Here is a 10,091-nt window from a genome sequence, read left to right on the forward strand (position 1 = left end):
GGGATTGATCCGGGCGTGGGAGCGCAGCGACCGTCTGGCGCAGCCAGACACAGCGCAAGGAGGTGCAGCGAAGCAAACCGGAGCCGCTGCGCCAGGATCGATCCCGGAGCGAAGGAACCCCGAGCCCCAGCGAGCGGGCCGAACGTCAGGGCGAAGACCTTTTGGTTCCTTTGGGCTGGGCCGGCATTCCGGCGTTTGCCAAAAGTGACTCGCCGTAAGGGCGAAACCGCCAGCCGCAACACCCGAAGAAACGGATATTCACCCCAACCACCCAAAGCATGGTCGGCCCAAAGGCCGCCAAGTCAATGCGCCGTAACCCGCTGCCGCCCCGCCGAACTACCAGGAGAAAGCGCCAAAGCCAACTGCGTCCGATTATGCATATGCGTCAACCGCAACACCTGCGACACATACAGCTTCACCGTGTTCTCGGTAATCCCCAACTCACAGGCAATCTGATAATTGGTCTGCCCCTTGCCCACCAACCGCGCCACGTCCAACTGCCGGGGCGACAATTGACTGAACACCGCCGGCATCTCCACGGACTCAGGCTCACCATCACTCACCACCGGCACGGGCGAGCGCCGCACCTTGTCCAGATCCTGATAAAGGTCATCAATCGACTCGGACAAAAACTGCAACTTCTGATTCAAATGCCCCAGATGCAGATTCTTCTGCCGCTCCTGCAAAGCCAGTTCCTGGCGCTGCACACCCTCAAGCAACTCTGCCAGATCGATCGGCTTCTGATAGTAATCGGCAATCCCCGCGCGCAACGCCTTGATCACATCCTGCTTGTCAGCGCGCCCGGTGAGCATGATCGCCTCGAACACCCGCTGCTTGCCGGCCAGCCGCTGCAACGCCTGGATCAATTCGATGCCGTCCATGTCCGGCATGTGCAAATCACTCAGCACCAGACCGATGTCCGGGTCCGCCCTGAACAGCTCGATGGCTTCAAGACTCGAGTCGCACGGCACGCAACGGTAGCCACTGCTCTCGAGAAACTCACAGAGTTCTTCGACGATCAGCGGCTGATCATCGACCACGAGGATTTTTACCGAATTAGGCTTGTTCACGAACCACTCCATTTGCTCGGCCAACGCTGACGATTCCTGCACTTTGGTGGCGTATTCGCCTGAATTGAAAGTAGACCCACTTTCCGACTATGTACATAGGACTAGTGGCACCCCGCGATCAGGTGATCCAGTACAGCGAAAGCACTACACCTACCCACACGAACGGCGCAAATGGCAGCTTTTTTGACTTGTCCGGGGCCAGATGACGCACATGCTCTCTAACTCCTTGAGCCATATGAGGCCAGACTTTTGGCGCGAGCAGCAGCCACAGCACGCTGGCCACGCCCGCGCCGATAAACGCGCCAAGAACGAATATGCCGTTCGTCGCAAGACCCAGGGCTGTCATTAATTTCACATCGCCGGCGCCCATGCGGCCCAAGAAATAACCCGGCAGCGTCAGTAGCAAAGCGATCAGGCAGGCCCAGCCGCCTTGCGCCGCGTTGGCGCCCAGCCAAGTAGTGCCAGTCGCCAACAACCAGACCAACGCCAGCGCGCCCACGCCTAACGTCAAAGCGTTGGAAATGCGCCGCTGCCGGGCATCTTGCGCGGCACAGATCGCCAGCCAGATCAGAACAAGGGAAATCTGCATCCGCTGAAAGCCGTCCGTTTTGCCTGAATGATTCTATGCTGATACTACGCAGTGACTGTCAGGGTAGACGCACGCATGAAAAACGGCTTTCGCAGGTCGCAAAAAGGTGCGGTGGCGATCGAATTCGCCTTGGTGTTCATCATCTTTTTCGCAGTGTTTTACGGGTTGGTCAGCTACGGCCTGCCCTTCGTGATGATGCAATCGTTCAACCAGGCCACCGCTGAGGCGGTGCGCCGCAGCGTTGCGGTGGACCCGACCACGCCGAACTATTCGACGGTGGTGGTCAACACCGCCAATGCCGCGCTGACCCAGCAACTGCAATGGCTGCCCTCGGCCTTGAATCTGGTGGTCGGCACCGACACCAGTGCGGCCTACGACGCGGGGACTGGCACCCTGACCGTCAGCGTCAATTACCCGGTGAGCAAGCTCAACCAGATCATGCCGTTTCTGGTGCTGCCGGGCATCGGCACGGTGCCCAATCTGCCGACGCACCTGACCGCCCGCTCGAGCCTGCAATTTTGACCGCCGGCGATAAGTTTTTCGGGCGCTTGCTCATGCGCGCCCCCACCGCAGCTCACGACTTGCCGGACCATCTCGGCGCGCCGCCGATCGGCCTGCATTTTTATCTGGATGGCAACGGCGATGTGTTGCAGATCGCCGGCCCGCTGCGGCATTTGCTCGCCCAGCACAAACCTCAGGGTCAGCCGCTGCCGCTCAGCGCCTACCTGCTGCCGCACAGTCTGCTGACTATCGAAGGTCAGCCCAGAGACTGGCAGGGGCAACTCCTCGATCTCGACTTTTCCGGGCTCAATGATCAGCCCCTGCACCTGCGCGGCTGGGTGCAGCCGCTGGAGGATGGCTGGCGATTGCAGATGCTCGACATCGCCGACCTGTTGCTCGAACGTCAGCAAGCGCGCGATCGCGATGCCTGCCAGACCCTCGCCGGGCAGGTCAGCGATCGTCTGCGCACGTGCAGTCTGACGCGTCTGCCGACGGTGCTTGGCGAACAATTGCAGGCCATCGCCCAGCGCTGGCACATCCCCTGCCTCGCCGTGGCGTTACTGGATGAACAGGCCCAGGGCTGGCAGATTCATCAACAGTTTCGTGGCCACGACGCCCCGCAATTGTGGGAGGACGGCCAGCCGCTGGGCACGCCGCTGGACAGCCTCAACGGCAGCGCGCCGCAACGCCTCGCCGGCCCGCAGGGCCGCTATGAACATTCGCGATTGCAGGCCACGTTCGGCAACGCCAACGGTTTCGCCGTGCCCTACAGCAATGACCAGGGCGTGGTCGCCTGGCTGCTCTGCGGGTTTTATACGGTCGACAACGTGGCGCCATGGCTGACCGATCGCGACTGGCTGAGCCTGGCCGGCGCGCTGGCCGGGCCGCTGCTCAGCCGCTTGCGCGAGCAGCGCCATGTGCAATCGATGGAGCGTCTTGATTCCCTGCAAAACCTGCTCGGCACTGGCTGGTGGGAAATCACTGCCGAAGAGCAGATTGCGCTGGCGCCGACGCTGGCCTCGGCACTGGATCTCAGCGATCGCCTGCTGCCGGTAGAAGACTGGCTGTCGCTGTTTCACCCCGCCGATCGCGACGAGTTGCGCAGCCGTTTGCGCGCCCTGCAACTGCAAGGAGAAGCGCTGACCCTGAGCGTGCGTCTGCACCGCGCGGAGGTCGGCGCAGCAGCGACGTGGTATCGGGTTCAGGGCCAGGTCAGCGGCACCGGTGAGCATCGGCGTCTGGTCGGGTTCATGCTCGACATCAGCGACATCCAGAATCAACAACAGCGCGCCGCTGCCGCCCATGCGCGGCTGGATAATCTGATTGCCAGTTCACCGGCGGTGATCTACGTGCAGCGCTACGCAGAAGGCGCACTGGTTCCGGATTTTTTCAGCGCCAGCCTGCAACCCTTGCTGGGCTGGACGCTGGAAGATTGCGACACGACAGCGCTGGTCGAGCGCGTGCACCCCGACGACCGCGAACTGTATTTCCAGCGCAACCGCCAGTTGCTGCGTGAAGGCTCGGTGCGTGCGCGTTATCGCCTGCGCGACAGCTGTGGCAATTACCACTGGCTGCTCGATGAAGCGAAACTGCTGCGCAACGATCTCGGTCTGCCAGTCGAGGCGGTGGGCCTGTGGCTGGACGTCACCGACGCAACGCTTGCTGCCGAGCAGGTGCGGCAAAGCGAAGAGCGTTACCGGATTCTGGTCGAGGACTCGCCGGCGATGATCTGCCGTTATCGCCCTGACCTGACGCTGATCTTTGGCAACCGACCGTTGGCGACTTATCTGGAATGCACCCCGGAACAACTGCCCGGGGTTGATCTGGGTGGCTGGATGTCCGAAGAACAGCGCGCAGCGTTCGTTCAACGCTTGAGCCAACTGACGCCGGAACAGCCAGTGAGTACAGCGGAAATCAGCCTGCAATTGCCCGGACGCGAACACGCCTGGTGGGTCTGGTCGGATCGCGGCGTGTTCGACGAGCGCGGCCAGTTGATCGAAGTGCAAGCGGTGGGCCGCGACAACACCGAGGTGCGCCGCTCGCAACAGCAACTCACGCAAAGCGCGAAAATGGCCACCCTCGGCGAAATGGCCACCGGCCTCGCCCACGAAATCAACCAGCCGCTCAACGTCATGCGCATGGCCATCGTCAACGTGCTCAAGCGCCTCGGCAACGGTGATGTACAGGTCGATTATCTGACCGACAAACTCAACCGCATCGACGCTCAGGTTCAACGCGCGGCTAAGGTGGTCGACCACATGCGTGTGTTCGGTCGCCGCTCGGAAATCGAACAACAATTGTTCAACCCGGCCCAAGCCATCGAAGGCACCCTGTCGCTACTGGCCGAAGGCATGCGCGGTAAAGGTGTCGATTTGCGCATCAGCGAGACTGCTTTCGAGGCGCAGGTGCGCGGCTACGTCGATCAGCTGGAGCAGGTGCTGATCAACCTGATGGTCAACGCCCGCGACGCCCTGCTCGGCAAGCGCGAGCACCACCCGGCATTCAAACCGTGGATTTCGATCTACGCCGAGCGCGACGAGGAAAGCGTGCGGCTGTGGGTCGAGGACAATGGCGGCGGCATCGATCCGCGTTTGCTGGAGCGGATCTTCGAGCCGTTCTTCACCACCAAACCGATCGGCGTCGGCACCGGTCTGGGCCTGTCGGTGAGCTACGGCATCATCGCCAACATGGGCGGCCAGTTGAGCGTGCGCAACTCCACGGAGGGCGCACGGTTCTGCATCGAATTGCCGATTGCCACGGATGATCAGATCACCAGATAGGCCTTGCCGGTCTGCCCGCAGGTCATGTTGGCGCCCACCTCTGTATCCATCAGGTTGATGCCCAGGCCTTTGAGCAGATTATTCAACAACGGGTCGAGCAAGGGACTGATCAAACCGGTGACCACTGGCAACAAGCGGTTGCTGACGTCGCTGATCAACGAAGCCACCCCAGTGACGATAGCGCCCAGCGGATTGCTGCCCACGGGTTTGTAGACGATCAGGTTGATGCCCGACAGGGTGTTCGCCAGGCTGCCGACGATGTTGCTGGTCGGCGCGGCCGGTAGCACGCTGGGCGGCAGTTTCAGATTGGCCGGGGTGGCGAAGGGTGTGGTGCTGGAGAACAGCAGATTCTGCGTGGTCTGCGCGACGCTGGTGTCGAGTTTTAGGGCGATGCCGCCGGCGCCGTATTGCACGCGGGAGGCGGCATCGCAACTGCCGATGCCGAGAATCCTGTGGCAGGTGATGATGCCGAGATCGACCAGCGGCAACGGCGCCACCGTTGGTTCGGCGACTGAGGAAAACGCCGCGACAGGATCGATCTTGCCGAGTTTGAGATCAGCCAGAGAAGTCGTGGTGGCGGCAGTCAGGCTTTTGCTGTCGGTATCGCCGGTCGGGCAGCGGTAATCGGTGACATAGCTTTTCGCCCCGCCGGCATCCAGCGCGATGTCGATCTGCGGTGAGGGCAGCAGCTTCGGATCGAGCTGTTGGCAACCGGCGCCCAACAGGCAGAACACTGAATTGATTGTGTCCACCAGGTTCAGGCTCAACAGCCCATTGAGCGTCGGCGTCAGCGTACCGACCAGGCCCAGCACCGCATTGGTCAGCCCCGTCACCCCCGAGAGCACCGGCAGATTCACCGACAACAACGTGCGCACCTGCGCCGTGCGCACATAAATCCGGTCCGGTCCCAACGGATCGGCCTTGGCCCGCGCCGGATCGCCAATCGCCGAGAACTGCGGCGGTTCGATCACCTTCACCCGTACCGTGACACCGGCCAGCCCCAGCACGTTGACCGGCAAGGTCGCCGCCACCGCGCTCTTGCTGTTGGCCAGTTGCACCACGCCTTGCACCAGTTGCAGCAATTGCAGATTGGCATCCAGCCCCGCCGCCGTGGTGCCGGTTTGCAGCTGCAGGATTTCGCCGAGCCTGACCGGCGCCGCATTGATGGCGGCAGCCTGCAACTGGCCCAGCGCGGTGACCACTTGCGCGGTCGCGCCGTTGAGTTGCACTACCGTCGCTGCGGCCTGAATCAACTGCGTCACCGTCGCTTGGGTATTGAGCAACTGCGTGTAATTGCCAGCACCGACGTTGAGGTCGATGGCCAGTTGATCGAGGTATTTGAGCAGGTTGATATCGGTGTGCAGCAAGCCGTCCCAGCCCACCGCCGTGAGGTTGACGTTGCCGCCGAGCAACCCGGAAAACAGCGGATTGAGGATGTTCGACTGCGCCGTGTCGATGCTGGCGAGGGTGCTGCGAATATTCAGTTGGGCGACGGTCGGCTGCGGTTTGGCCGCGACTGCCGAAGCATTGAGGGTGGTGTTGAGGCTGACCGGCGTGGCGCTGAACAGCGCCTGCACACCACCAGCAAAACTGCTGGTGACCGTACGACTGGCGGCGACTTTGACTGCGCTTGATTGCGTGGCATCGACGGTGAAACTGCGCACACCACTGGCGGCGGTGGCCAGCGTGCCGCAGGTGGTCGCGAGCGTATTGGCGGCATCCACCACGTAACCATTGCGCAGCGCACTTTGCCCGGCATAACTGGCGGCGGTCAGCCCGGGCAGGCAATTGCCGCCGCGACTGACCGCTTCGAGGGCGGCGGTATCCACCACCCGCTGTAATTTGCGCTGTTCCATGTACAGGCGACCGCTGTCGACCACCAGCAACATCATCACCAGCGCCAGACTCAGAGTGGCAGCCGCCATCAAGCCGATCGCCCCGCGTTGCCGGGCCGGGCCGTTGCCTTGCGATCCTGGCGACATGGCGCACTCCTTTGCCGGCGCAGTGCCGAGCGCTACCTCCGTTAATGAAAAAGAGTGTAGACGCGGTCGGTCGAGAGTGCTGGCGTCACGCCATTCCAGTCACCACCGCCACTGTGGGAGCGAGCCTGCTCGCGAAAGCGTCGTGCCAGAGGATTCAATGCTGAATGACACACCGCCTTCGCGAGCAGGCTCGCTCCCACAGGAAACGGTTCAGAGCGGTTCAACGCGGTGGATAGTTCGCCAGGATCCGTGTGACGGTCTCGCGAATGGCATTGCTGCGGTCAGCCGGATTCGGGCGGTTGCTGAGCATTTGCTCATCGCTGCCACGCCAGACCAGTTTGCCGTCCTTGCCGTCGAGCAGGTCGATCTGAATGGTCGCGACCTTGTAGGTGATGTTGCGCGTTTCGTTGTACATCGGTGCGCCCCAGTAGCCATTCCACGGGCCGCCCCAACCGCCGCCGTAATTGGTCGTCACCTGCTGCTGCCGGTCCTCGACGATCAGGTAGGTCTGCACGCTCAGATCACCTTTGCCGCCGCCGGCAGCCGGGCGCAAACCGCGCTGATCGAGTTGATCGGCCACCGCCTGGCGGATGCGCTGTTCGGTCAGGTCGCTTTTGATGCGCGGATCATCGGGGCGATATTGCAGGGCCGGGTCTTTCCAGCTCCAGCTGCGATAAGCGGCAAAGTCGCGGCTGGCGTCGAAATCGTGATTGACCTGATTGGCGGCGCAGGCACTGAGCAGCGCGGCAACAGCGAGTAGAGCGAGACGGCGGAACATGATTTTTCTCCGGGTGAAGACATGAACCTGCTGACACGACGTCAGCTGGGAGGATACGCCGCCATGGCTTTTTCCACAGCCTCGCGGATCGCATCGGCGCGTTCGATCTGATTGCCCTGGGTGCCGGTTTCGGCGCTGGCGCTCCACACCGGCTGACCATTGCCGGCATCGAACAGATCGACCCGCACCACTACGACCTGCTCTTGATAGGTGCGCACGATCGGCACGCTGTTGTACATGCCGTAACCGCGACCATAACGATCATAGCCGCCGTATCCGCCGTAGTAGCCGTAGTCGTCGCGAACCTGACGCAAACGGGTTTCCAGACGCAGGTCGGCGCTGACCAGCAGATCGGCCGGGCGGTTGTCGCGCATCGGCCGCAAGCCGCGCTGGTCGAGGGCGTTGCTGACCGCCTCGGCCACTTGCGCCGAGTCAGCCCACGCCGTGCCCGGCGGCAACTGCCCGTCGCGCCAGGCCCAATTGCGGTAGCGTCCGTAATCCCGCGGCGGCGCCGGGTAGGCGCTGCGGTCGAAGGTGGTGGCGGCTTGCGGCGGTGCCGGCGGCAACGGCCGTGACTGGGCCACGTAGGGGTTGCTGCCTTGGCAAGCGGCCAACCCCAGACTTATCAGCAATAACCCGCATCGAGCTTTCATGTCGCGCTCCGCTCAGATCGGCCGGCAGATCCAGTGCAAGTAACGCCCAAGCCCGGCGAAGCCTGGGTGACGACGGTGCGCGAGTTCCATTTCCAGCAAGTCCGCCAGTTCGGCGCGGGCCTGGAATTCCACCGGCATGTAATCGTGAAATACCCGTACGCCGCTCTGACTTTCGACCTGCCACATACCGGCGAGTTGCGTTGCCAATTCCCGTGGGTCGAGAGGCTGCTGCGGGGTCAGGCTCTGCTTCTCGCCGGCCATGACGTTCTTGCGCATTTTCTTGAAATGGCCCTTGAGCAGATTGCGATAAATCAGCGCATCACGGTTGTAGAACGCCAGCGACAGCCAGCCGCCGGGCTTGGTCAGTTGATGCAGCACCGGCAGGATCGCGTGGGGTTCGGCGAGCCATTCCAGTACGGCGTGGCAGATCACCAGATCGTAGGGCTCGGTGAGCTGACCGGGCAGTTCCTGCCACGGCGCCTGAATGAATGTCGCGGTGTGTCCGGCTTCGGCAAAACGCTGGCGCGCGCCTTCGAGCATCGGTTCGGCCGGCTCGGTGAAGGTGACGTCATGGCCGCGCTCGGCCAGCCACAGCGACATATGCCCCAGGCCCCCGCCGATATCCAGCACGCGCAGCGGCCGATCCGGCAAGGCCTCGCTCAGATCGGTCTGCAACACCGCGAGGCGAATCGCGCCTTTGGCGCCGCCGTAGATTTTTTCCGCGAAGCGCGTGGCCAACTGGTCGAAATGACGGTCGCTCATCAGCTGAACCGCCGTTCGCTGTCGGCGAGCTTGGCGCGCACCACTTCATTCATGTCCAGACCCAGTTCGCTGCACAGCAGCAACAGATACAGGACGATATCGCCTACTTCCTGCCCGGCGTGGGCGAGTTTTTCCGCCGGCAACTGGCGCGACTGGTCTTCTGTCAGCCACTGGAAGATTTCCGCCAGCTCGGCCATTTCCACGCTGGCGGCCATGGCGAGGTTTTTCGGGCTGTGAAATTGCCGCCAGTCATTGCGGTCGCGAATGGCGTGCAGGCGTTCGGTCAGTTCAACAAGGTTCATCGGGCTCTCCTGAAGACGCATAGCTTCGGGGGGATGCGGGCTGAAGGCAAGCAGCGCAGATGATCTATTGGGGGAGCGAGCCTGCTCGCGAAGGCGATGGATCATCCAGACCGGATTTGCCTGACACGCCCCCTTCGCGAGCAGGCTCGCTCCCACACATGATCCGGGCAAACCTTCTATCATGCAGGGAACTCGGCCGCCCTCGGCGTGGCCCAAGGCTCAGCTCTTTCATCAGGGATGCACACATGCGTGTAGAAAGCTTTTTCGAATGGCTCGGCCAGGCACTCGGTTCGATCATCCGTTTTATCGTCGACGGCCTCAGTGGCCTGTTCAATATGCTCAGCAATGCCGGCAGCAACTTTGTCGACGGCCTGGCGCAAACGCTGGGGATGGACACCTCGATCATCAGCATCATCGCCCTGATCGTTGGCCTGATGCTGCTGTGGTCGGCGATCCGGGCGTTCATGAACGCGTCGATCATTGCCGGGATCATCTGGTTGTTGCTGGGGTTGTGGTTGTTGAGCTGGATTATTCACTAGCGCTTCAAAAGCCCCTCACCCCAGCCCTCTCCCAGAGGGAGAGGGAGCTGACCGCGTTGCTTTGAAATTCTCCACCGACCTGGAATATCGAGTCGAACTCACGCTTGAGAGCGACGAAGATCGGCCCCCTCTCCC

General features: G+C 62.3%; 10 protein-coding genes. 3 read left to right on the forward strand and 7 right to left on the reverse strand.

The window, feature by feature from the left end; translation table 11 throughout:
- Window positions 1-302: 302 nt before the first annotated feature.
- Window positions 303-1,070 (reverse strand): response regulator transcription factor, encoded by a 768-nt coding sequence (locus D8U70_RS10075; RefSeq protein WP_110603622.1) that lies wholly within the window; start codon window positions 1,068-1,070, stop codon window positions 303-305.
- A gap of 118 nt (window positions 1,071-1,188) precedes the next feature.
- The gene (locus D8U70_RS10080; RefSeq protein ID WP_130928807.1) at window positions 1,189-1,659 is read right to left on the reverse strand and encodes an A24 family peptidase; all 471 of its coding nucleotides are present in this window, start codon (window positions 1,657-1,659) and stop codon (window positions 1,189-1,191) included.
- A gap of 75 nt (window positions 1,660-1,734) precedes the next feature.
- Here D8U70_RS10080 and D8U70_RS10085 point away from each other — a divergent pair, with 75 nt between their 5' ends.
- Entirely contained in the window at window positions 1,735-2,181 is a 447-nt protein-coding gene (locus D8U70_RS10085) for a TadE/TadG family type IV pilus assembly protein (RefSeq protein ID WP_024011435.1), read from the forward strand.
- On the forward strand, window positions 2,178-4,940 hold the full coding sequence (locus D8U70_RS10090) for an ATP-binding protein (RefSeq protein ID WP_130928808.1): 2,763 nt from the start codon (window positions 2,178-2,180) through the stop codon (window positions 4,938-4,940). The genes D8U70_RS10085 and D8U70_RS10090 overlap by 4 nt, the downstream gene beginning before the upstream one ends.
- Here the strand turns inward: D8U70_RS10090 and D8U70_RS10095 are convergent.
- The 5 genes from D8U70_RS10095 to D8U70_RS10115 form a co-directional block, all read right to left on the reverse strand.
- Window positions 4,925-6,922: a pilus assembly protein TadG-related protein gene (locus tag D8U70_RS10095; RefSeq protein ID WP_130928809.1), complete on the reverse strand. Its 1,998-nt coding sequence runs from the start codon at window positions 6,920-6,922 to the stop codon at window positions 4,925-4,927. The genes D8U70_RS10090 and D8U70_RS10095 overlap by 16 nt on opposite strands.
- Before the next feature lie 220 nt (window positions 6,923-7,142).
- Window positions 7,143-7,700, reverse strand: coding sequence for a DUF4136 domain-containing protein (locus D8U70_RS10100; protein WP_024011432.1), 558 nt, complete (start codon window positions 7,698-7,700; stop codon window positions 7,143-7,145).
- Window positions 7,701-7,741: 41 nt separating this feature from the next.
- Entirely contained in the window at window positions 7,742-8,353 is a 612-nt protein-coding gene (locus D8U70_RS10105; protein WP_016771850.1) for a DUF4136 domain-containing protein, read from the reverse strand.
- A gap of 12 nt (window positions 8,354-8,365) precedes the next feature.
- On the reverse strand, window positions 8,366-9,115 hold the full coding sequence (locus D8U70_RS10110) for a methyltransferase (protein WP_130928810.1): 750 nt from the start codon (window positions 9,113-9,115) through the stop codon (window positions 8,366-8,368).
- Window positions 9,115-9,417 (reverse strand): MazG-like family protein, encoded by a 303-nt coding sequence (locus tag D8U70_RS10115; protein WP_241664648.1) that lies wholly within the window; start codon window positions 9,415-9,417, stop codon window positions 9,115-9,117. Before D8U70_RS10115 ends, D8U70_RS10110 begins: the two co-directional genes overlap by 1 nt.
- A gap of 245 nt (window positions 9,418-9,662) precedes the next feature.
- Between D8U70_RS10115 and D8U70_RS10120 the strand changes: the two genes are divergently transcribed.
- Window positions 9,663-9,956 (forward strand): hypothetical protein, encoded by a 294-nt coding sequence (locus D8U70_RS10120; protein WP_041480659.1) that lies wholly within the window; start codon window positions 9,663-9,665, stop codon window positions 9,954-9,956.
- Window positions 9,957-10,091: the final 135 nt, after the last annotated feature.

The sequence above is a fragment of the Pseudomonas sp. Sample_20 genome, assembly GCF_004307585.1.
In the GTDB taxonomy this organism is placed as follows: domain Bacteria; phylum Pseudomonadota; class Gammaproteobacteria; order Pseudomonadales; family Pseudomonadaceae; genus Aquipseudomonas; species Aquipseudomonas atacamensis.